The sequence below is a fragment of the Clostridium pasteurianum DSM 525 = ATCC 6013 genome, assembly GCF_000807255.1.
Lineage (GTDB): Bacteria > Bacillota > Clostridia > Clostridiales > Clostridiaceae > Clostridium_I > Clostridium_I pasteurianum.
Genome location: NZ_CP009268.1, coordinates 2625679 through 2648545 on the forward strand (window position 1 = coordinate 2625679; position 22867 = coordinate 2648545).

The 22867-nt window shown below is 28.7% G+C and carries 20 protein-coding genes, 1 tRNA gene and 1 riboswitch; of the genes, 4 read left to right on the forward strand and 17 right to left on the reverse strand.

The features are described 5' to 3' along the window. Position 1 precedes the first annotated feature (1 nt). A complete protein-coding gene (locus tag CLPA_RS11930; protein WP_003447584.1) occupies positions 2–3196 on the reverse strand; it encodes a helicase-related protein in 3195 nt (1064 codons plus the stop codon). Between the two features lie 160 nt (positions 3197–3356). On the opposite strand from CLPA_RS11930, the gene CLPA_RS11935 reads away from it, so the two are divergent. Next, positions 3357–3689: a helix-turn-helix domain-containing protein gene (locus CLPA_RS11935; RefSeq protein ID WP_003447582.1), complete on the forward strand. Its 333-nt coding sequence runs from the start codon at positions 3357–3359 to the stop codon at positions 3687–3689. Positions 3690–3748: 59 nt separating this feature from the next. Here the strand turns inward: CLPA_RS11935 and CLPA_RS11940 are convergent, their stop codons facing one another. From CLPA_RS11940 to polA, 10 genes are all read right to left on the reverse strand, one after another. After that, the gene (locus CLPA_RS11940; protein WP_003447580.1) at positions 3749–4858 is read right to left on the reverse strand and encodes a ParA family protein; all 1110 of its coding nucleotides are present in this window, start codon (positions 4856–4858) and stop codon (positions 3749–3751) included. Between the two features lie 151 nt (positions 4859–5009). Further along, positions 5010–5456: a hypothetical protein gene (locus tag CLPA_RS11945; protein WP_003447578.1), complete on the reverse strand. Its 447-nt coding sequence runs from the start codon at positions 5454–5456 to the stop codon at positions 5010–5012. Continuing rightward, on the reverse strand, positions 5428–7302 hold the full coding sequence (locus tag CLPA_RS11950; RefSeq protein WP_003447576.1) for a DEAD/DEAH box helicase: 1875 nt from the start codon (positions 7300–7302) through the stop codon (positions 5428–5430). Before CLPA_RS11950 ends, CLPA_RS11945 begins: the two co-directional genes overlap by 29 nt. Before the next feature lie 284 nt (positions 7303–7586). Next, the gene (locus CLPA_RS21205; RefSeq protein WP_155760378.1) at positions 7587–7760 is read right to left on the reverse strand and encodes a hypothetical protein; all 174 of its coding nucleotides are present in this window, start codon (positions 7758–7760) and stop codon (positions 7587–7589) included. Positions 7761–7833: 73 nt separating this feature from the next. Then, positions 7834–8025 (reverse strand): hypothetical protein, encoded by a 192-nt coding sequence (locus tag CLPA_RS11955; RefSeq protein WP_003447575.1) that lies wholly within the window; start codon positions 8023–8025, stop codon positions 7834–7836. A gap of 23 nt (positions 8026–8048) precedes the next feature. Then, positions 8049–8993, reverse strand: a complete 945-nt coding sequence (locus CLPA_RS11960; protein ID WP_003447573.1) for a hypothetical protein — start codon at positions 8991–8993, stop codon at positions 8049–8051. 238 nt (positions 8994–9231) lie between these two features. Next, positions 9232–9315: transfer RNA gene (locus tag CLPA_RS11965), tRNA-Leu, on the reverse strand. A 479-nt stretch (positions 9316–9794) separates the two neighbouring features. Further along, positions 9795–10349, reverse strand: coding sequence for a lytic transglycosylase domain-containing protein (locus CLPA_RS11970; protein ID WP_003447571.1), 555 nt, complete (start codon positions 10347–10349; stop codon positions 9795–9797). A gap of 8 nt (positions 10350–10357) precedes the next feature. Continuing rightward, a complete protein-coding gene (coaE, locus tag CLPA_RS11975) occupies positions 10358–10954 on the reverse strand; it encodes a dephospho-CoA kinase (protein ID WP_003447569.1) in 597 nt (198 codons plus the stop codon). Positions 10955–10975: 21 nt separating this feature from the next. Beyond that, the gene (gene polA / locus CLPA_RS11980) at positions 10976–13597 is read right to left on the reverse strand and encodes a DNA polymerase I (protein ID WP_003447567.1); all 2622 of its coding nucleotides are present in this window, start codon (positions 13595–13597) and stop codon (positions 10976–10978) included. A 311-nt stretch (positions 13598–13908) separates the two neighbouring features. Here polA and CLPA_RS11985 point away from each other — a divergent pair, with 311 nt between their 5' ends. Both CLPA_RS11985 and CLPA_RS11990 read left to right on the forward strand, forming a co-directional pair. Next, positions 13909–14553 (forward strand): DUF6483 family protein, encoded by a 645-nt coding sequence (locus tag CLPA_RS11985; RefSeq protein ID WP_371877606.1) that lies wholly within the window; start codon positions 13909–13911, stop codon positions 14551–14553. 126 nt (positions 14554–14679) lie between these two features. After that, the gene (locus CLPA_RS11990) at positions 14680–15312 is read left to right on the forward strand and encodes a hypothetical protein (protein ID WP_003447563.1); all 633 of its coding nucleotides are present in this window, start codon (positions 14680–14682) and stop codon (positions 15310–15312) included. Positions 15313–15626: 314 nt separating this feature from the next. Here the strand turns inward: CLPA_RS11990 and CLPA_RS11995 are convergent, their stop codons facing one another. The 4 genes from CLPA_RS11995 to trhA all read right to left on the reverse strand — a co-directional run bounded on the left by CLPA_RS11995 (position 15627) and on the right by trhA (position 18335). Continuing rightward, entirely contained in the window at positions 15627–16526 is a 900-nt protein-coding gene (locus CLPA_RS11995; RefSeq protein WP_003447561.1) for a fumarylacetoacetate hydrolase family protein, read from the reverse strand. Positions 16527–16651: 125 nt separating this feature from the next. After that, positions 16652–17005: a fluoride efflux transporter CrcB gene (crcB, locus tag CLPA_RS12000; protein ID WP_003447559.1), complete on the reverse strand. Its 354-nt coding sequence runs from the start codon at positions 17003–17005 to the stop codon at positions 16652–16654. A gap of 62 nt (positions 17006–17067) precedes the next feature. Beyond that, positions 17068–17481 carry a fluoride efflux transporter FluC gene (locus tag CLPA_RS12005; RefSeq protein WP_003447557.1) on the reverse strand — a complete coding sequence of 138 codons (414 nt, stop codon included), beginning with the start codon at positions 17479–17481 and terminating at the stop codon, positions 17068–17070. 41 nt (positions 17482–17522) lie between these two features. Continuing rightward, positions 17523–17583: riboswitch (Fluoride riboswitch) on the reverse strand. 101 nt (positions 17584–17684) lie between these two features. Beyond that, positions 17685–18335 (reverse strand): PAQR family membrane homeostasis protein TrhA, encoded by a 651-nt coding sequence (gene trhA / locus CLPA_RS12010; RefSeq protein ID WP_003447555.1) that lies wholly within the window; start codon positions 18333–18335, stop codon positions 17685–17687. A 463-nt stretch (positions 18336–18798) separates the two neighbouring features. Between trhA and CLPA_RS12015 the strand changes: the two genes are divergently transcribed. Continuing rightward, positions 18799–19398 carry a DUF1836 domain-containing protein gene (locus CLPA_RS12015; RefSeq protein ID WP_003447553.1) on the forward strand — a complete coding sequence of 200 codons (600 nt, stop codon included), beginning with the start codon at positions 18799–18801 and terminating at the stop codon, positions 19396–19398. 127 nt (positions 19399–19525) lie between these two features. On the opposite strand, the gene purD is transcribed toward CLPA_RS12015, so the two are convergent. Both purD and purH read right to left on the reverse strand, forming a co-directional pair. Further along, positions 19526–20776 (reverse strand): phosphoribosylamine--glycine ligase, encoded by a 1251-nt coding sequence (gene purD, locus CLPA_RS12020; protein ID WP_003447552.1) that lies wholly within the window; start codon positions 20774–20776, stop codon positions 19526–19528. A 281-nt stretch (positions 20777–21057) separates the two neighbouring features. After that, positions 21058–22560: a bifunctional phosphoribosylaminoimidazolecarboxamide formyltransferase/IMP cyclohydrolase gene (gene purH / locus CLPA_RS12025; protein WP_003447551.1), complete on the reverse strand. Its 1503-nt coding sequence runs from the start codon at positions 22558–22560 to the stop codon at positions 21058–21060. Positions 22561–22867: the final 307 nt, after the last annotated feature.

The window sequence follows — 22867 nt, forward strand, 5'->3', positions numbered from 1 at the left end:
TCTACTTCTCACCCCTTTGTAAATACTCTGAAAGAATGACTTTTATCTTTCCCTCAATATTTTTCTTCTGCTTGTTCTCTCGTTTTTCAAAATATTTATCTGGAACGAGCCTTTCTATTTCGTAGTAAATCTTTATCGGGTCATTCATATCTTTTATTACTCTCACAACTTCTTTACTAATGCTTGAAGGAATATTCCCATCTTCCCATAACTCTTGCAGACATTTTATTTTCTTTTCTTGCTCGTCTGTGAAAGCCTTACAAGCTTTTAAAATTCCCTTAAGTATTTTAATAATCTTTGCATCATTACCAGTTCTCGATGATTTATCAGTGTTTACAAATATTTCTTCATTAAATAAATCTTCAAATTTTTCTTTATTAATCTTTAAATGTTCAAAGTATTCTTTAGGAACGTTTAACTTCTTTTCATATTCAGTGCACTTTAAGTATTTCATTGCTTCTATAAAAGTTGCTTCTTTTATAGAAATACCATCTGTTATATAAAACTTTTTTAAGCTTCCTTTTCTTAAAAATGATAAAGTGGCTTCTTTTTTTATACCTTGAATTTCCCTACTACTCTTTGATTTTTGAGGTAACCTTTTTATTTTTTCAAAAAGCTTTTCACCAGTGTCCCTTACTTTTCTTATCAGACTTAAATATTCAAGTTCAGATTCGCCATAACTATCTCCTTCATCGAAAATGTCATTGCTATTTAACTTTTGATATAATTTATGGGATGTAACCTCTTCATCCTCTGATAAATATTTAAAGTCCTCGCCTAAAGTATCATGAAAAGCTTGTATCTTTGAGATAATGTTTTCTTCCATAGAAAGCTCTGCATTTGCCTGTGCAGCGGGGAAGAAATTAAAAACATAAATTCTGTCATGCTCTGTTCCAACACGATTTATGCGACCTACCCTCTGCATTACCTTGGTTGGATTCCAAGGCAAATCATAATTTACGATAATATTAGAACGGTGAAGGTTAATGCCTTCAGCAAGCACATCTGTTGTAACAAGGTATCTAATATTATCTTTTTTATTCCCATGATAATCTGGATTAAAATTAGCTTCAATTTTATCTCTTTCACGTCTTGAACCTTGTCCACTAAATACAAGTACTTTTTCAGGATATTTTTCTTCTAAATATAATCCTATATATTCTGCTGTTTCCTTAGATTCAGTGAATATTATCATCTTGTTATCTTTAAAATTTTTATTATTTTGTAATTCAAATAAAAATTGGTCTTTTTTAGGATCATCTATTATGTCTTCCCACTGTTCCTGCAGTAATTTTAGAAATAACAAATCTTGCTTTAAGGCTGAAATAAAATCTTCTCGAAATTCATTTATTTTATAATGTTGAACTCTATCTGCATCCACGAGTTCCATTAGTTTTTCATCATCACCATTATCTAAAAGGTCGTAAACATCAACTTTTTTACTTATGTAAACATCACCTTTTTGGCACATATTAATAAACTGTTCATAGGATTTTATAAATCTATTTAATGTTTTCTTAAATGCCTCAAAACTACTCTCTAATCTCTTAATGAGTATAGACTTCATAAATCCACCCATATTTCTTTGAGAAACCATTTGAGAAGCTATGTCCTTATTTATCTTCTTAAGATATGTAAGAGGTTGATATCTTGAATAATTCATGCTTTTAATAACTGAAACTGTATAATTAAATACCTTTTCAATTTCATTTTTATATATATAAACTATTTTTTCAGGAGTATTAAGTTCCGGAAATTTAAGTCCTTGCCTTTCAAGGTCATCTTTATAAAACTCCATGATTTCCTTACGGGTTCTTCTTATCATTACATTTCTAAGAACCTCATCTCTTATTATTTCTGAATTTGATCTTAATGTATCTGAATACTCCTTTGTACCTCTTTCTAACTTTTTAAGTTGTCCATCTAATTTGTTGAAAAATCCTTCAAGGTTTTTATTATTAGGTATTATTGCGCTGTTATTTTTAGGCTGGAATAGATATATTTGATTCGCTATATCTGTAGAAAAATTATTCTGCGGGGTTGCTGTAACTAATACGACTTTTTTGTTGTAGCAAATCCTATGTATTTTTTCAAAACTCTCTGTCTTACCATTTCTAAATCTATGTGCTTCATCTATAAAAACATATTTTGTTTTACTCATAATTTCATTATCATTTAAAATATCATCAAGTTTTCCAAGAGATTCAACTGTGGCAGTACCAACTTCAAATTGGTATAATGTCCTTTCCCAATAATCCTTTAAGACTGGTGGACATATAACAAGCATTTTCCCTTTTAATCTCTGCATAAGCATTGCACAAATATAAGTTTTCCCAAGTCCTACAACATCAGAAATAAATACTCCATCATAGGATTCCAATGTCTTTTTAGCCTGAACTACTGCATCAGTTTGGTATTGTAACCTCATGAAATTATCAGGAAGTTTATCAATCCATGTGTCATTTTTATCTTCATTGATTTCCTCTTTAAAATATTCATAAAGGGTCTTTAAAAATAATTCATAGGGTGTTATATCATCTCTAATCCATGTATGCTTGTTAATTGTTTCTATATATTCATTAGTAATATCTATACTTCTGCTCCATAAATCCTCAAATTTTTCTAAAGCAAAATCAACATCTCTGCTATCTTTAAGTTCCACATTAAATTCAAGATTGTTAACAAGACCTGCCTGCGAAAAATTGCTTGAACCTGTAATTACAGAACCATAAGTATCTTGGCATTTATCCATGTCTTTTCTCATGATATAAACTTTTGCATGGATTGGACTTTCAGGATATATCCTAAGTTTAAGTTTTCCAGACTGTAACCACTTAATAAAAATTTTAATTCCTTGCTCAACCTTAAAACTATCTTCTGAATTTTCCATTTCATCCTGTATATTATCTTTAAATTCATCTTTTACTTCTTTATGAGACATTTCAAAAGATAATTGTTCTCCTTTTGACTTTTGAATTATTTGAACAGTTTTTCCGTCAACATTTAAACCAACCAATATTCTTATATTCTCTATGTATTCCATAGCAGGGTACATCAAATAAAAGCCACTGGTTCTGAAATAACCTACAAGCACATCAAAAAATTTTGTGTTTGATTTTAATATTTTTGAAAATCTATCATATAAATTTCTATCTGGTTCATTTGTAAAAAATGTTAAATCATTATGATGTTCCAATAAATTCACCGCCTCTTATAAGCAATATGTCTACATAGTTCAACTCCAATTTTATTACTTTTTTTATCATTAATCAACCTATTATAAGCATTATGCTTATATAGTTCATTCTTAAAAATTATTGAAGTTGCTAAACTTATATAAAAGGATGGATTTTGTTATGGGATTAGATTATAAGAAGATTGGAATTAGGATAAAAGAAGAAAGATTAAAATTAAATATCTCTCAAGAAAAACTTGCAGAAATGATTGATGTGTCAAAAGAACATATGAGTCACATAGAATGTGGGACAACAAAATTGAGTCTTCCAACTCTTGTAAAAATATGCAATGCACTTGAGATTACACCTGATTTAATACTTTTAGATTCTATATATAAATCAAAAGAATACTTAAAAGATGAATTAGCTAAAGTAACTGAGAATTGCAGTGAATTAGATTTTAAACTTATTGTTGAAACATCCAAAGCCATAATTAATGTAAATAAAAATTAAATTTAGACATGATAAAAGCACCTGAGTTAACAGCTGCTCTATAGTGTTGAAATATTAAATTATTCTAGAGTTTTTATTCTTTCTAATAAGTCTTTTACAAAATTAATATATGCTTGTTTTGTATTCTCATAAATCTTTCTATTTCCTCTTATTGTAGCTGAATCCTCTATTCCTAAGTTGCCTAAACTTGGTATCTTCCATATTGGATTCTTATATTTCTGTGCCATTCCTGGTAGTGTATTATGAGAATGCATTACATTTTTTAATCCTACTGGGGTATTTATCATATCTTCTGTTAAATGTTTTCTAATTTCCTTACTTATGTATTTTTTTATTGTTAATGGTATTTGTTTTGCATAATTATAATGTGATTGTGCTAAATCCCAAGGATTATTATTATTTCCATTATATTTTTTTGCATTGTAAATTGTAAATCCAAGAAATTTTACAAACTCTCTAGGAAATTGTTTTCTTTTCTGACTTGAAATCAAATTATATATGGCATCGAAATCTTTTTTCCAGTTTGCCAAAGAGCTACCTATATTTTTTATTCCATACATTGAAAACATATCTGGTAACGCTGGAATTAAAAAACCATCAACTGTAGAAATAATAACTTTATTTAATACGCCTAAACTAGGTGATGTATCTACTACTACAAAGTCGAAGCCATATATTCTAGCATAATCGCAAGCTAAGCTTCTAATCTTAGTTATAGTCCTTATGGCTAATGGATCTCCTACATATGCCTCAGTCCATCTAGATGATATTTTATTTTCATACATGTGTAATGTTAATCTACCAGGAATTATATTTAATTTATCTGTAATTACAAATGGTGGTGGCAAAGTTTCCAAATCACCTGTTCCTTCTTCTGTTGGCTTTAATAGGTAATGAATAGTTCTCGGTTCTTTATTCATTTCTAAGAATTCATTTGATGATAGTTCTTTTTTTGCAGCATCAAATCCTGTTTCAATAAATTCATCTTCTTTTTTCCATATATCATGTAGTTGTTCTATATCAATCCCGTGTATAGTTAAATTACATTGAGGATCAAGATCTATCATCAGAACTTTATATCCAATTTCAGTAAGTGCATATGCCATATGATAAGACAACGTTGTTTTTCCAACGCCCCCTTTATTATTGAAAACAGAAATTATTTTCATTATATCCCCCCAAAGTCTTATTCGTAAAAATATATATTACAATTATATTCACACTTTCCATATTTTATAATGAAAATCAAGAATTTTCAATAAATTTTTCTTTTTTATTACAAAAGAAAAGTACCTGTATTTTACAAGTGCCATATCATTATTATACAATATTAATAAAAGAATAGTTATCAGAAATTAATTGTAATAAATCATTTGGTAAAGTTTCAATAAATTTATTTATATATTTGCTACTATTAGGAATATTCCTTAATTGCAACATAATGTCATCTAATAGTTTCTTTTCTTCACTCACTTTATTCCAAATATTTGTTTCTATTTTATTCTTAATCATTCTAATTTCTTTTAAAAACATATCATTGTCATAAATATAAACATACTCATATTTTGATTTTATATTGTCGAAAATTCCGTAATCAGAAAACTCTACATTACATTGAATTCCTCCAAAAAATTTTTTAGCACTTACCTTTGAATACTCTTCATTTGTAATATTCTCCATAAGTTCATTGGGCTGTACCCCCTTATTCATCCTTAAATTAATCAATTCCTCTAATCTATCATTTATTTTTATGTAATTGTATTCCATTTAATATCCTCCTCAATTCAAGTTTTATAACATCTAAATATTCTTCTGCCTTTATTAAATCATCTATTTCCATTTCATCTCGTCCAGAAAATTTAACTTTTAATTTTGTGTTTATATATATTACAAGTACACCATCATTTTTAGTATTGGATTTTGTATATGAAGGTAAACTTCTCTTAAATTTTAAATATAATTCTGTTCCCTTTTCAGTGATGCCATATTTATTAAGAAGTTCAATAGCTACTAACTCAATTTTTTCTTTGAGTATTTTTTTTATCATTTTTCTTCTCTCTAAAGGTCTTTTTTCATTATATATTTTATTTAACTCATCTGATTTTTTTCTTGTCTTTTTTTTAATTAAATTATTTATAGCATCCTCAATATCTTCTTTATCCCAACCTAATGCTTCTAATTCCTTTTTTCTTTTATTTACTTCATCATTTATTACTAACTTTGCTTTTTCATATTCAGCATTAAAATCTATACTTTCACTGTACGAGTCCTTAAATTCTAAAATTTCACCCTCAACTATTGTTTTTCCATATAAGACTTCCCGTTTTTCATATTCATCATCTTTAAAATCAATTTCTCTAATTTTTTTATAATGATCTACTACTTCCGTCTCTTTTCTAAAATAATCCCACAATTTATCCATTCCTAATTCTTTATGATATATTACTAGCGCATTATTATCAATTTCATATGCAGTAATATATTCATCTGGAATTGCTCTTAAAACTCTACCTATAATTTGTGCAAACATATTCAAACTTTTATATGGTCTAAATAAAGCTGCTATTGTTAAATACTGATGATCATAGCCCTCTCCCATCATTCCAACATTAATCACCACATTACACTTGTTTAATTCAATATCCTTAAACTTTTCTTCTTGCACATTCTTGGGCATTTTGCTATGTATCAAAATTACTTCTATTCCTTCAGATTTATATAATTCATATAACCTTTCAGCATGTCTTATACTGCAAGCTGAAGCCATTATTTTATGAGGAACATTAGGTGAATGCTTCTTCAATTCATTTAACTCTTCTATACTACTACGTACAACTTCTAAAGAGCATTCATCTGACATAGCAACTGAACGCTGAACCCATTCTTCATCATGTAAATTTTTTGCTTCTTCTATACTAAGTTTTTTACCTTTCTCATCGATAAAATATATTTCTGAAGAACTCAATGTTTTGTTCCTTAGCCATTTTACATACCTAGCTTCCATGACTTCTGACAGTTTTGTTTCATGTATTAACTTACCAGGAACCTTTAGCCCATCTCCTCTGTAAGGTGTCCCTGTTACATGTAATACCTTTGCATCCTTAAAATAATTTAACGCTGCTTGCCATGTATTAGCTGGTGCATGATGTGCTTCATCTACAATTATCATATCAAAAAAATCAGGTTTCACTCTATTTAACAAAGAATTCTGAAAATTAGGATTTAGTTTCTGAACATTAGTATAAACAATGTCAGCTGAAAATAATTCAGAATCAAACAATTCATTTTTATATGGTACTAACACCGGAAGGTCATCTATATTAAATATAACATCCATGTTTATCCAAAAATTATCTTCTAAAGCTTCCATAGTTTTTGCTATACTTTTTTTTGTTACAGTTCCAGGAGTTATTATTAATACTCTGCCCTCACATATGCCATAAGGTGCTATTGATATTAATCCGCTTTTACCTGTTCCTGTTGGTAAGACAACCAATGAAGCTTCTTTTGGATTACTTTTAAAATGAGATAAAATTTTTAAGTATGCTTCAATTTGTGGCTTCCTTAACTTTTTATTTCCTTCTATATAACAAGGAGTATCAATAAAATACAATTTTTCATTCCCCCCTATACCCAAAATATAATATTATAATAACATAGTTGTATGTTTTTGGGATATATTTTCAGTAATTTTATTATTTTGGGCAATAATAAAGAGCACTCATTTACATAATATGAACGCCCTTTATATAATACATAAACCTCTATTTAATTCTATCCTAAACTTCCGTTACCACTTCAGCCTTAACTTTCCTATCGTAATACTCCTTATTATATAGCAGAACCACGCATTCCACATGCCATGTCATAGGAAGCATAATTTCAATGAGGTTAACATTATTGAAAATAACATTTTAATAATTCTATAGTTATCATCATTTCTCTTTTAGCAATCGCTACCCTATCCTCGTTGAAAAAACTTGTACTTATATTTTTAATAACAAAAGTTTTATTTTTTCTAATTAAATTTCTTGCCTCCTGAATTTTTGTCCAGTTAACTTTTCTAGGCATCGCATTCATATCCCCAATAAATTACTTTACTATAATGATATGATGTCATCTATTAAGAATATACTTATCTTTACTATCTTCTCTCTTTAGTTGCTTCCTTTAGTAGAGTAATGGCAATTTCTGAACGTGATTTTGCATCTGATATTCTATCATTTATATGTCGTGATGATGCATATGATGCATAATTAATACTTCTATTACTTTTAACATTTTTTTTAGCATCTTTAAGCTTATTCCAGTTTACGGCTCTAGAAATATTTTTCATATTCGTACCCTCCTCTCACAACTTTATTGTTCCTGTGTGCAATTTATTTCATCGATAATAGACAATAACTTGTTTTCAAAAATTTTAGTTAAATTATATATAATACATTCTTCTGCTAAAATTAAATTAGAATCAGATTTTAAAATAATAATAGATTCAACATCAGGTACTAAGGTACACTGATAAGGAATACATAAGTAATGTTTATTATTTTCATCAAATAATCTTGTTTCTATTACAATACTTTCATATCGTGAATAATATTTCTTTATACTATTTGATAAACTTAAACAACTTTGCACTTCTTCTAAAGCCAATATTTCAATATGAATTTTGTCTTTTTCTTGTGTACAAAAATATTTTTCCAAATAATTTTCTAAATGCTTTAAAATATCAACATCATGACTTGTATTACTTGCAGCCATTCTCAAGTCATTTTCTACATCACTTATGTATAAATCAATATTCTGCACAGCCTTATATTCTGACTTTATCTTATCAATCAATGTTTCCGTAATGTTTATTTGGGTCTCAATGCTTTTTTCTATTGTATGAAATTTTACCTTAGTAGCTCCAAATGTAATTTCATCTAGCCCTTTGCATGAAATTATAAATATATCTACTAATATTATAGCAATAAAAGTGTATAATGTAAAAACTAGATTATTTGAAATACCTAACTTATTTTGCCCTATAATATTTATAATATTATTATCTACTGTCCCCAATAAAAATAATAATACAAAAGTACTTATGCAATAATATGTTCTCCTAATTTTCATTCTATTTTCATAAGTTATTGAGGGTTGCATATACCACATTACATTCACAAAAACCAGCAATGAATAACACATAACTATAATATACCAGTTTTCTTTTGCAAATGTGTTCTTAAACTTAATTAAATAAAATGTAATAAGTACAGGAAGCAAATTTATTAAAAGATACATGTGTTTTTTATTTTTCACTTTCACCACATCCTACACTGACTTAATATATACATTATAATATATTATTTTAAGATTTTGCACAAAATTTTGCTTATCTCTCTTTAATCTTATATATTCAGCAAGTAATTCTCATAAATATTGATATCACTTTATTGACTTGTGAAATTTTTTTAAAGAATTATCTTTAATGGTTTGCTGTATTACTTTTCGAATTAAAGCTAACAAAAAACTACCCATCTTAATGAGTAGTTCCATCTGGTGCAGGTGACGGGACTTGAACCCGTACGTCTTCGACACACGCCCCTCAAACGTGCCTGTCTGCCAATTCCAGCACACCTGCATAATATTCAATTTTTTATTTTAACGAGGGTTTTTCACAATTTTAACTTCAACTTTGGCACTGACATAACGCCATCCCAAACGTGCCTGTCTGCCAATTCCAGCACACCTGCATAATATTTAAATTTTTATTTTAACGAGGATTTTTTACTATCTTTACTTCAACTTTGGCACTGACATAACGCCATCCCAAAGTAGCCTGTCTGCCAGTTCCAGCACTCTCGCATATTTAATTTTTACTAAAAAACAACTATCTCTATTAAATAAGTATTTTCATATACTGTAAATAATCACGATATAGATTATATTATATAGATTTGATTTCGTCAATAGTTTTTTGCATATCTAAAAACATAGTTGTTACTAAAAAACAAATCATATTATATATTTAAACTAAAGTGAGCTTTGATATTGAAATGTAGAATATCAAAGCTCGGCTTTAAATTATTTACAATATCAATTTAAAAACTTATTTTCAAACTAATTATTACTATAAAGCCATCTATATATATTATAGTTCACCCTTATTTTCTTAACATACTTGTCCGTCTCAGGGAAAGGTATATAGTGAATATTTTTTCCATCCTTTGAGTGATCTTTATTGTTGAGCCAAGATCTAACATTACCTCTTCCACCATTATAGGCAGCAGATACCAAGTCCCAGTTGTTAAACTCCTGTCTAAGATTATCCAGATACCAGCATCCCATTCTTATACTGTATTCGGGATCATATAACTTATCAGCACTGAAGCCCTTAAGTCCCATTTTTTCTGCGGCCCATTGCCCTGTTTCTTCAGTTATCTGCATTATTCCATAGGCATTTTTATTAGATTTAGCTTCTGGATTAAAATTACTTTCTGTTTTTGCAATAGCAGCTACATAGTAGGGACTCAAATTATATTTACTTGAATATTCATATATATATTTAGAATATTTCATAGGATAATAATGTTTTCCTATTGTTTTTACATTTAATGCTGCAACTATTACTATAACCACTATAACAAAAATGAATAGTAAACTTTTTCCTTTCATTGTTCCTCCTACAATATATTTATAGATGTCAATAGTTTTTCAACTTGACTTTCAGTATAGTCTATACTTACACTGGTATCTATTATAACATCTACATATTTTTTCTTTTCTTCCAAGGGCATCTGAGCATTTATTCTGTTGATTACCTGCTGAAGGTTCATTTTATCTCTTTCCATAACTCTTTTTATTTGTGTTTCTCTATCAACCCAAGCTAGAATATTCAAATCCATATCATTATTTATTCCCGTTTCAATTAGTATTGGAGCATCAAGGACACAAATATTTTCCTTTAAATCCTCATATAGTTTAATATGCTTGAATATGTCCTTTTTAATATAGGGCATTATTATTTCCTCTAATTTTTTTCTTCTAGCATAGGAGGCAAATACATAATCTCCAAGCTTTCTTCTTAAAAGTTTTCCATCTCCATCAAAAAATTCTATTCCAAATTCCTGTTTTATTTCTGATAGTAATTCAGGATAAATATTTAAAACTTCTCTTGAAATAACATCTGCATCTATAACAGGAATAGATCTCTCTTTAAACATCCTAGCTACAGTACTCTTTCCACTTCCAATTCCACCTGTGAGTCCCACCTTTAACATAATCATTCCCCAATTCTTTATTTATTTTGCTTCATACCAAGTTTCCCCTATATTTATATCAACTTCTAATGGAACCTTTAGTTCAATTGCATTCTCCATTTCTTCTTTAACTAATTTTTTCACAACCTCAATCTCATCCTTATATACATTTAAAATCAGTTCATCATGAACCTGAAGTATAATAGTACTCTTTAAATTTTCTTCTTTAAGTTTGTTATATACCTTTACCATAGCTAACTTAATTATATCTGCTGCACTTCCCTGTATTGGAGTATTCATGGCCAGTCTTTCTCCAAAAGATGCTACCATTTTATTTCTGGCCTTTATTTCAGGTATATATCTTCTCCTATTTAATATAGTGGTAACATATAAATCTTCCTTTGCCTTAATTACAATATCCTCAAGGTATTTTTTTACATTAGGATATCTTTCAAAATAAGTATCTATATATTCCTTTGCCTTACTTTTTGGTATTTTAAGATCCTGTGCAAGACTGAAATCCCCTATACCATAAACTATACCAAAATTAACTGCCTTTGCATTACTTCTCATAAGAGGTGTAACCTGATCAATTGGCACATTAAATACTTCTGAAGCAGTCTTTGTATGTATATCACTGTGATGTTTAAAGGCATTTATTAAATTTTCATCATTGGCAATATGGGCAAGAACTCTTAATTCTATCTGTGAATAATCTCCAGATAAGATTACACATTCAGAATCATCAGGTATAAATACCTTTCTTATCTCTCTTCCCATTTCGTGCTTTATAGGTATATTTTGGAGATTAGGTTCCGTACTTGAAAGTCTTCCTGTAGTGGTAACCGTCTGATTGAAACTTGAATGTATTCTATCATCAGAATCAATAACAGTTTTAAGGCCCTCCACATAAGTGGAATACAATTTTGTAAGCTGCCTATAATAAGTTATATTATCTATTATAGGATGCTTATCTCTTAATTTCTCAAGTACCTCTGCATTAGTGGAATATCCTGTCTTTGTCTTCTTGATTACAGGCAAATCAAGCTTTTCAAATAGAATTTTACCTAGCTGTTTTGGCGAACTTATATTAAATTCTTCCCCAGACAGACTGTAAATTTCCTCTTTAGTCTCCTGTATTTTTTCACTAAATTTCTCTCCTAGTTCATTGAGCTTTAATTTATCAATTTTAAAACCTCTTGCTTCCATAGATGATAGCACTTCTATTAAAGGTTTTTCTACATTGTAAAATAACTCCTCCATATTTAATAACTTTATCTTTTCACTTAAATCTTCGTAGATAGGCTTTAAATATTGGATTTCTTTTACTCTAAGAAGTTCATCTTCATCTTTTATATCTATATTTAAATTATCTCTTATTAGTCCATTAAGTCCATATTCACTTTGGGCTGGATCAATGAGATAAGCAGCTATCTTTGTATCAAAAATCAATCCTTTTAGTGAAACATTTATTTTTGCCAATATAGTATAAGGTATTTTTGAATCATGAATGACTTTTTCTATATTTTCATCTTCAAAAATTTTTTTCAAAACACCTATTAATTCTTCCGAATCACTGTTAAAAATTTCAGCATAATCAATTATATAATTTCTATCCCCTGTATTTAAATATATTTTCTTTATACTGCTCTTAGAATAAATTTGCTCATCTTCATTTTCAAATAAAATATACAATATATCCTTTATTGAATTTGCTGCTTCTTTAAGTTTTTCTATAGTATCTATAAGTTTATATTCTACTTTTATATCCTCTAAAGATTCCTGCCCATCTTCCTTAGAGGAAACTGGAATCTTATTCATGAGACTTTTAAATTCAAGCTTCACAAACATTTTCCTTACAGCTTCTACATCGAATTTCTCCTTGGATTTTATGTCTTCTAAATCTATCTCTATTGGAACATCCGTTACTATAGTAGCAAGCTTTTTACTAAATACCGCCTGCTCTCTATACTCCTTAAGGTTTTCTTTGATCTTTTTACCACTTAAATTATCTATATTCATAAGAACATTTTCAATGCTGCCATATTCCTTTATAAGCTTAAGTGCTGTCTTTTCTCCAATACCAGGTACTCCTGGAATATTATCCGAACTATCTCCCATAAGACCTTTCACATCTATAAACTGTTTTGGAGTAACTCCATAATCCATAAGCATTCTATCTTTATCATAAATTTCTTTTTCTGTCATTCCCTTTTTATTTATGACTATCTTTACATTATCCTCTGCCAGTTGAAGAGCATCTTTATCCCCTGTAACTATATAAACTTCTATCCCCTGATTTCTGGAGAAAGAAGCAAGAGTTCCTATTAAATCGTCTGCCTCAAAGCCTTCTATTTCAAATATGTTTATAGCAAGCTTTTCTAAAAGTTCCTTTACTACTGGAAACTGTTCTGAAAGTTCTGGAGGCATTTTCTTTCTGCCAGCCTTATAATCTTTATAATCCTTATGCCTAAAAGTAGGTGCCTTTTTATCAAAAGTTGTAACTATATAATTAGGTTTAAGTTCTTCCCTCATTTTAAACAGCATATTTATAAATCCATAAATAGCATTAGTATTTAAACCTTCTGAATTATTTAAGGCAGGTATTGCATAGAAAGCTCTATTCATAAGACTATTGCCATCTAATATAAGCAATCTTTCCATCATCTAATCACTTCTCCATTCTCGGACTTTCTTTGTTAAAATCTTCATCTCATCATTATCACTAGGACTTTTAAAGTTTTATATTAAAAATACTGCTAAGAGTATATTTCCCTAATATATTAATTTTAAAGTTATAAACTAAAATATATATTACCACATTTATTATCACATAACAAAACTATTAATAACTAGATAATTAAATGTAAATATATTGTAAAAATTTCACTTCATATCTATTTTATAAATTAGATATATTTACTATAATACTTATTATAGACTATAATACAATAAATAAAAACTTAGAAATTGAGGTGTTTTACTTGATAAAGGATGACTATAATTCAAAAATATCCAAAGAATTTCTTTCTGTAATAAAACAAATAAAGAATGTTAAAAATTTAAGATTAGAAGCTTTTACCTTAATTGATAAAGCCTTCAAAAGATTTCTCGGTTTCAGTTCCAGCTTTGTAAATTCTGTTTCTGAAAAAGATCTCTTAAATCTTATGAAAAAAGGCGATAAAATTCAAGGTATACAATGTGCCATTGCAGCAGTATTTCTATTTGAAGAAGGAAATATCTTTTATGAAGAAGGAAACTATAATGAAGCATATTTTAGATATTCAAAGGCTTTTAGTTTAATTTATACTATATTTTCCTTGGAACTTGAATGTGAATTAGAAGGTTATAAAGAACTTTCACAAGAAATTGCCAATGCTATGGAAAAGTTTGAAATTACTTCAGAGGATCAAGAAAAGCTATTTTATTTTTATAAATCACTGGGTGTATTCTCTAAAGCGGAGGACTATCTTTATGATCTTATAAAAGATCCTCAAAAAAAAGATTTTACAGAAAATAATCTTAAAGAATTTTACAGTGATCTTCTAAAAAAAAGTGATGAAGATCTAATAAAAGGTAATCTACCAAGAAATGAGATTTTAGAAGCTCTCAGAGCTTAGGCACATTCAAATAAATAGCTAGTCAGTATGCTAGCCTATTTATTTTCATATACCTTATTAAATAAATTATTATTTTTAATTTGTAATTTAATATCTAAACAATTTTATGAATGGGGATGACTATTTATGTTTACATTGAGCTGTGAATTCAAAGATAATATACCTGTTTTTCATTGCGATACCTGTGGAAATTGTAAAAATTTTATAGAATCTACTTCTTATATAGGTATAAATAGAGGCTGCTGTTGGTATTTTCCCAAGTATACCCTTATGGATATTAAAAATATAATAAACATAGGTAAAATAGATTTTATTTATTCACTTATAAAAAATGCAAATTCAAAAATATCTCAATACTTTATAGAAGTACAGGGTTTTTACAATAGTATTAAACATAAAGTATATTGTAAAAACAATAATCCTCAATTAGACTTTGACTCTAAATTATTCTTTAGAGTTTGTCCTTTTGTTGGCAAAAAAGGATGTACTATAGATTTTCAATTAAGACCTCACCCTTGTAACTTATACCTTTGCAGAGAAATTATAAAAAAATCTGGTGAATCCTATAAAAAATATTCTAGAGAGAGAAAAGACTATTACTCCTACTGTAACTATTTCAATAATAGTTTAAAGTATGAATTTATGGATAAAGATATTCATTTTTTTAAAGATTTTTCAAAATCCTTAAAAATTATCAAAGCTTTTAACATACCTGCTTATGAACCAATTAAACTTCCTAAAATAAAAGGAACCCTTTAAAAACCTACTTATCTAATTGTTGTTTTTAATAACAAAATAACCAAAAGCTGTCTTATAATACATATATCATGTATACAATTATGAGACAGCTCCACTTTTATATATTTGATTGCTTTAATTTACTAAATAAAGCTTTATTTTAAAATTTTTTATATTGAATTAATCTATGCATAAATATAAATAAATTGAAGCAAGTTCTTAATTCAGGTGGAGATTCTTTTACCCCATCTAAATTTTAGAACTGCAAATGCATGGCTTACTTGGCGTTGAACTCCCACTCGAAGAAGGGGGAGACTTACGCCAAGTTAGTCAGGTTAAATTTCTTTAATCTCATTCTTTAAACTTCCTATTTTTTCAATGAAACATTCTACTACATCGCCATCCTTCAGTACTTTTACAGGATCAAATCCCATTCCCACTCCACTAGGCGTACCTGTTGCTATTATATCTCCAGCTTTTAAGGTTATTCCCTTTGATAGATCACTTATAATGTAGGGTATATCAAATATAAGCTTTTTAGTATTTGAATTCTGCCTTAATTCACCATTAACCTTAGAACCTATATTTAATTCTACTGGAAAGGGTATTTCATTTTTATGAACGATAACAGGGCCCATAGGACAAAAGGTATCCAAGCTCTTACCTTTAAACCACTGAGTATGTTTCCCCTGAAGATCTCTTGCAGAAACATCATTAATTATGGTATAACCGAATATATAATCTTCTGCATTTTCTTCTTTTATATTTGATCCATCCTTTCCTATTATAACTGCCAGTTCAGATTCATAATCTACTTGCTGTGTAACCTTTGTAGAAAATTTTATACTATCCTCTTGTCCTATAGCTGGGGATGCAATCTTAGTAAAATATATAGGATTTTCTGGAATATCTGTACCAGTTATCCTGGTTATTTTTACCTCTCTTGCATGTTCTGCATAATTTTTTCCAAGGCAAAAAACGTTTCTTTCAGGATAAGGGATAGGTGCAGATACTTTAACTCTATCTACAGAAAATTCTTCTAAATTATCTCTATTTAAAAATTCTTCTATTTGATTTAATTTATTCTTATTTGAATACTTTATAAACTCCATCATAGTTTCAGGTGGATTTTCTTCCCCTATATTTTTAAATATGTAGCTAAAATCTATGATATAGTTATCTTTTAATACTCCTATACTTTCTCTATCTTCCTTTACATAAGTAATAAATTTCATTTTATCTCCCCCTCTAACGATCAATTCTTAAGTATATTCCAACAATATAAATTTCCAATTATATAACGCTTTAAAAACAGCACCAATTATATAATAAAAATTTTTCAATCTAGTCCATCATACTCTTATAAATTACCTATACCATATCCCATAGAATATCCTACTATTCCTATTATAATAGAAATGCCTATATAAAATACAGCATTTAATTTTCTATTATTCTTAAAAAGTGAGAATCCTTCATACATAAAAGTAGAAAAGGTAGTATAAGCTCCTAGAAATCCATCTCCAATAAAACTATAAATAGAATTATCGGAATTTATTGAAGTAAGTAGTCCCAATAAAAAAGCACCTGTAATATTTATAATAAAAGTCCCTATAGGGAAAGTACTCTTAGTTTTTAAAATTATGATTTTGCCTAATTTATATCTGGATAAGCTTCCTAAAATGCCACCTATCCCTACCAGCATATATTCCATATTTATCCTCCTGATGATTTTATTTTAACATAATACCTTTAAATATTATCAATAAATACTATTTACATCTTTAGATTGTACTTCTTTTGACTTAACTTTTTTAATATAAATTTTGATAGTATGGTAGCAGCACATATACTTAAAACACTTAAAAATAAGGATAAAAAAATATACATAAAAGCAGAGTAATATTCTCTCTTTAATATTAAATTAAATTCCTCTTTGCACAGTGAAGAAAAAGTAGTATAGGTTCCTAAAAGTCCAGTAGTAATACCTAATTTTAATTTTTCTTTTATATTATATCCCTCCATTATTAAGGTAAATATAAATGCTAAAAAGAAACTTCCAGTTATATTAATAATTAGTGTGTTTACAGGTATTTGCCCATTATAGTTTTCAAACTTTATATTTTTTACATAAAATCTAAGTATTGCTCCCAAAAATCCAAAGGCACCAATATACATATATTTTTTCAAATTAAACTCCTCCTATTAAATGCAAAAAACTCCCACAGATAAAATCTGTAGGAGTCATCAGCATTTCAGCACTTAAAGGTGAACTCCATCACCTATTTTTACATTATAACACTTTTTGTTTACCAATGAAAAGTTATTTTAACTTTATAACAATTTTTTTATATAAAATTTACAATTAATTATATAGGGATTTTATAAATAAATTACATAATGGTTACATACCTTAATACAAGCCAATAATGGCAAAAGCTCCCTACAAGTACAAATATATGAAATATCTCATGAGCACCAAAATATTTGTTTTTTAATTTTGGACGATCCAGACCATATATTATTCCTCCTACAGTATAGGCTATGCCGCCTATAACCAACCACATTATAGCAATACCTGTAAATACTCTTGCTAGTGGAAAGATTGCCACTATTACAAGCCATCCCATAAATATGTAAAAGAAAGTTGAAAGCCATTTAGGTGCATCAAACCAAAAATTTTTAACCAGTATACCAAATACAGCTAAACTCCATATGATAGTCAAAATAGTTAATCCAAGCTTTCCTTTTAATGCAATCAAACAAATAGGTGTATAGCTGCCTGCAATTAAAACATATATCATGGAATGATCTATCCTTCTAAGTACTTTAATTACCTTTTGAGAAGCAGCAGTCAAATGATAAACTGTACTGGCACTGTAAAGCAATATTAAGCTTACTCCAAAAACTACGAAGGCACCTATATATTGAACATCACTTAATTTTAAAGCATATTTAATTAAAATGATTAATCCAATTATAGAAATACCCACTCCAAACAAATGTGTCAGTCCACTAACAGGCTCTCTAAACTTTTTAAACACAACACCCACTCCTTTATCCATATATTCATTACGTAGTTTTACATACTATGTAACAATATATTACTATTATAATAATAATACATCTATATTGCAATACTCTTTATAAATAATATTATGCATTCTTATAATTTATATTCATATATACTTGTAAACTTATTTTTTATTATTTCCACATTTATTATGGATATCCAATTATAAATATACTTTTATTAATATGAATTTATCAATACTATATTGTATACTTATATATTAAGAAAAGGTTTACTCAAATGGTTTAAAACTAAACTTACATATTGATTAATTTATAAATGCTTTCTATTCTGAATTTGAATTTTAAAACAATATTTAATTATAAAATTAGATACATTCAATTTATTATTCTCACCTTCATATAAAAAAACTTTATATTTATATCTAGCTTCATAGTAATAAATACTATATAATAAACTACGAGGTGATTTATTTGGACACAAATGAAGATAAAAACTTAGATGATATTCTCTCTGAAATTACTGAATTTAGCGAGCTAACTCTTAGTGATATTCCCAATATTGATTTGTATATGGATCAAGTGACTACTCTGTTTGAAAGTAAGCTCTCTTCTTTAAAAAGAAATAGTGAAGATAAAATAATGACTAAAACTATGATTAACAACTACGCTAAAGCTAAAATCTTTCCACCTGTTAAAAGCAAAAAATATACTAAAGAACAAATAGTTCTACTATCTATAATATACACTTTAAAACAAAGTTTGTCATTATCTGATATAGGAAAAGTTTTTAAACCCCTATTGGAAGATATGTCGAAAGAAAGTAGCGAACTTATCTCTGTGGAAAATTTATATGATACCTTTTTAGAATTAAAAAGAGAAAATGAAAATAATTATAGTGAACATTTTTATTCTATTTTGGAGAAAAGTAAGAATAAATTAAAAAATATAGATCATGGTGACAACACTAAAAATGAATTAATACTTATGGTATTAACTCTTATAGCTGAAGCTAACATAAATGTGCGTATGTCACAAAAAATAATAGACAGATTTTTTGATAATAAAAACTAGTATCCAATATTTAACTGGATACTAGTTTTTATTAATAGATCTTAATTATATATCTAAACCTTTTATTAAATTATTCTTTATAATTTAATAAATATAATCTAGGAAATAATTTCTTGGATTATTCCCCTTATCTATATAGCGTTCCTATATCTTTTCTAAAATACATACCATCAAAATTTACATTTTTTATATCTTCATAGGTATTTTTAATAGCTTCTTCTATTGTATCACCAGTAGATACAATGGACATAACTCTTCCTCCAGAAGTCTTTAGAGAATCTTCTTGATACTTAGCTCCTGCTATAAATACTTTATTGTCTTCCCCTTTAATCTCAATAGTTTTGTCAGTTTCATAGCTTCCAGGATATCCTTTAGAAGCTAGTACTACGCAGCAAGCGCCGCCTTTTTTCCACTTGATTTCCACATCATTAAGCTTTCCATCTATAGCAGCTAATATAATTTCAGTTAGATCAGTTTCCAGCATTGGAAGCACTGCCTGAGTTTCAGGATCTCCCATTCTTACATTGTACTCCAGTAAATATGTACCTTTTTTAGTAATCATAAGACCAAAGAATATAACTCCGCAGTAATCCATTTTCTCTTCCTTTATTCCAGTAAGAGTAGGCTTTAACATAGTCTCATTGAATTCTTTAATTACATCTTCACTGCAGTAAGGATTAGGAACTATAGCACCCATTCCACCTGTATTAGGTCCCTTATCTTCATCGAAAATCTGTTTATGATCTTTAGCTGATATAAAAGGTACAATAACATTTCCATCTGTAACAGAAAGTATTGAAGCTTCTACTCCATCAAGGAATTCTTCCATAACTACTTTTTTACCAGATCCCTTGAATACATCATTTACCATAAAATCCTTTAAGGTATTCTCAGCTTCCTGCTGAGTGTTACATATAACTACACCTTTACCTGCTGCCAAGCCATCTGCTTTTATAACTATTGGATAAGGACACTTTTTTGCATAGTCAAGGGCTTCTTCTACATTTTCAAAAACTTCATAAGCAGCTGTTTTAACTCCATATTTTTTCATAAATGCTTTAGCAAAAGCTTTACTTCCTTCAAGCTCCGCTGCTGCCTTTGATGGTCCAAATATCTTTAATCCGTTTTCTTTAAATACATCTACAATACCCTCTACCAGCTTTGCTTCTGGACCTACAACAGTTAAATCTATTTTTTCTACTTTTGCAAAATTTAATAATTCATCTATAGTATCTAAGTTTACATTTTCACATTTGTCTTCAAGATGAGTACCACCATTTCCTGGTGCACAATATATTTTATCTACAATGGGGCTAAGTGCCATTTTCCATGCTATAGCATGTTCTCTACCACCATTTCCAATAAGTAAAATTTTCAATTTATCACTTCCTTACTTTTAATAAAAAATGATACAAAACTAGGAGAAAAGTGCGAAACACTTTTTTCAGTTGAAAGTTGATAGTGGACAGTGGAAAGTTAAAAACCAGTTAAGAGTTAGGGATGCTTTTTCTCCGTTATACTGCGAAAATGCTTTAGAATTAATTATTTAATTATTTTTTCGTAGTGTAACGGAGAAAAAATCTCCTTCACTCTCAACTTTCAACTCTTAACTCTCCACTGTATTTTTGTTTCGTCTTTTCCAACTATTGCACTTCTATATTAGTGTTTAAAATGTCTTATTCCTGAAAGCACCATTGCAATACCATGTTTATTGCAGGCATCAATGGAATCCTGATCTCTTATAGATCCACCAGGCTGTATTATTGCCTTTATATTGTGTTTAGCTGCTTCTTCTACAACATCGTTAAATGGGAAGAAAGCATCCGATACAAGTAGGGTACCATCCTTTGCTCTATCAAGAGCTTCAATTGTTGGCCATATTCTGTTTACCTGTCCGCCGCCAATTCCTTTAGCCATTCCATCTTTAACTACTAGTATGGCATTGGATTTAACATATTTCACCACTTTCATTCCGAATAAGAGCTGCTTTAATTCTTCTTCTGTAGGCTTCTTCTCTGTTACATATTTCAATTCATCTATAAGCTTATCATCAGAACTCTGTACTAAAATTCCACCATCTACTTTAGCATACTCTCTATGATCCTGTGGCTTGTGCTCTGCCTTTATAACTCTTAAATTTTTCTTTGTCTTTAAAATTTCCAGTGCAACTTCATCGAAATCAGGGGCTATTACTATTTCAAGGAAAATCTTCACAAGTTCTTCTGCAGTTGCTGCATCCAATTTTTTGTTAACGGCAACTATACCACCGAAAATTGATGTAGGATCACATTCAAAAGCACGAACATAGGCATCATGAATATTGTCAGCTATAGCTGCACCACAAGGAGAATTGTGTTTTAGTGCACAACACATTGGTTCTTCAAATTCACAAGCTACCTTCCAAGCTATATCCATATCTTTTATATTATTATAGGAAAGTTCTTTACCGTTTAACTGCTGAAAGTCCTTCATAGCTCCTTTTGTAGCTGTGGATACATAATAAGCAGCACTTTGATGAGGATTTTCACCATACCTTAAATCCATAGATTTTTTATAGGACATATTAAGATACTCCGGATAAACTTCATCACCAAGCAAAAATCTGCTTACAGCTGCATCATAAGCAGCCATTAAGTTAAATACTTTACCTGCAAATTTCTTTTTGCTTTCAAAATCTACATCACCATTTTTATCTATCTGATTTATAGCATCTTCATAGTCATTAACGTCTGTAAGTACAACTACATCCTGAAAATTCTTTGCAGCCGCTCTTATCATAGTAGGGCCGCCAATATCTATAAATTCAATTTTTTCTTCAAAGGTTAAATCTTCCTGAACTTTATCAAAGAAAGGATAAAGATTAACTACTACCATATCAATAGGTTTAATTCCTTTAGCTTTAATAGCTTTCATATGTTCAGTATTATCTCTTATGGCAAGTATGCCTCCATGGATGTTAGGGTGAAGAGTTTTTACTCTTCCATCCATCATTTCAGGAAATCCAGTAACTTCTTCTACTTCTGTTACTGCTATGTTATTTTCTTTTAAATATCTGTATGTACCACCTGTTGAAATTATCTCTACATCCTTTTCAATGAGGAACTTAGCTAGATCAAGTACTTTGTCTTTATTATATACACTGATTAAGGCTCTTTTTATCATATATTTATTACCTCCATTATCTATAGTTAAACTCAAAAATAATTAATAATATAAAATTCAATTAAACTTAGTTAGAACAAAAATTTTCCATTAAACAAAATTTATTGATAATTTTGATCTAATAATTATTAACGTTTATTATTAAGCAATGCTGAAACTTTTATCCATAATATAAGACATCATGAAAGAAATAACTAGTTAGTATACTAATTTATGTTCTTTTCAGATGCCTTATTCTTGTGAACTACTCTCCACTTACTTTGTTCAAGTAGGGGTTTTCGTGGTCAATACTCCTATTGTAGTAAGT

Coding starts and splice junctions, on each gene's coding strand:
- CLPA_RS11970 (WP_003447571.1), bottom strand. CDS start 10,349: ATGAAAGGAAAAAGTTTACTATTCATTTTTGTTATAGTGGTTATAGTA.
- polA (WP_003447567.1), bottom strand. CDS start 13,597: ATGGAAAGATTGCTTATATTAGATGGCAATAGTCTTATGAATAGAGCT.
- crcB (WP_003447559.1), bottom strand. CDS start 17,005: ATGGAATATATGCTGGTAGGGATAGGTGGCATTTTAGGAAGCTTATCC.
- purH (WP_003447551.1), bottom strand. CDS start 22,560: ATGATAAAAAGAGCCTTAATCAGTGTATATAATAAAGACAAAGTACTT.
- CLPA_RS21205 (WP_155760378.1), bottom strand. CDS start 7,760: ATGCCTAGAAAAGTTAACTGGACAAAAATTCAGGAGGCAAGAAATTTA.
- CLPA_RS11935 (WP_003447582.1), top strand. CDS start 3,357: ATGGGATTAGATTATAAGAAGATTGGAATTAGGATAAAAGAAGAAAGA.
- CLPA_RS11940 (WP_003447580.1), bottom strand. CDS start 4,858: ATGAAAATAATTTCTGTTTTCAATAATAAAGGGGGCGTTGGAAAAACA.
- coaE (WP_003447569.1), bottom strand. CDS start 10,954: ATGTTAAAGGTGGGACTCACAGGTGGAATTGGAAGTGGAAAGAGTACT.
- CLPA_RS11955 (WP_003447575.1), bottom strand. CDS start 8,025: ATGAAAAATATTTCTAGAGCCGTAAACTGGAATAAGCTTAAAGATGCT.
- CLPA_RS11995 (WP_003447561.1), bottom strand. CDS start 16,526: ATGAAATTTATTACTTATGTAAAGGAAGATAGAGAAAGTATAGGAGTA.
- CLPA_RS11990 (WP_003447563.1), top strand. CDS start 14,680: ATGTTTACATTGAGCTGTGAATTCAAAGATAATATACCTGTTTTTCAT.
- CLPA_RS11945 (WP_003447578.1), bottom strand. CDS start 5,456: ATGGAATACAATTACATAAAAATAAATGATAGATTAGAGGAATTGATT.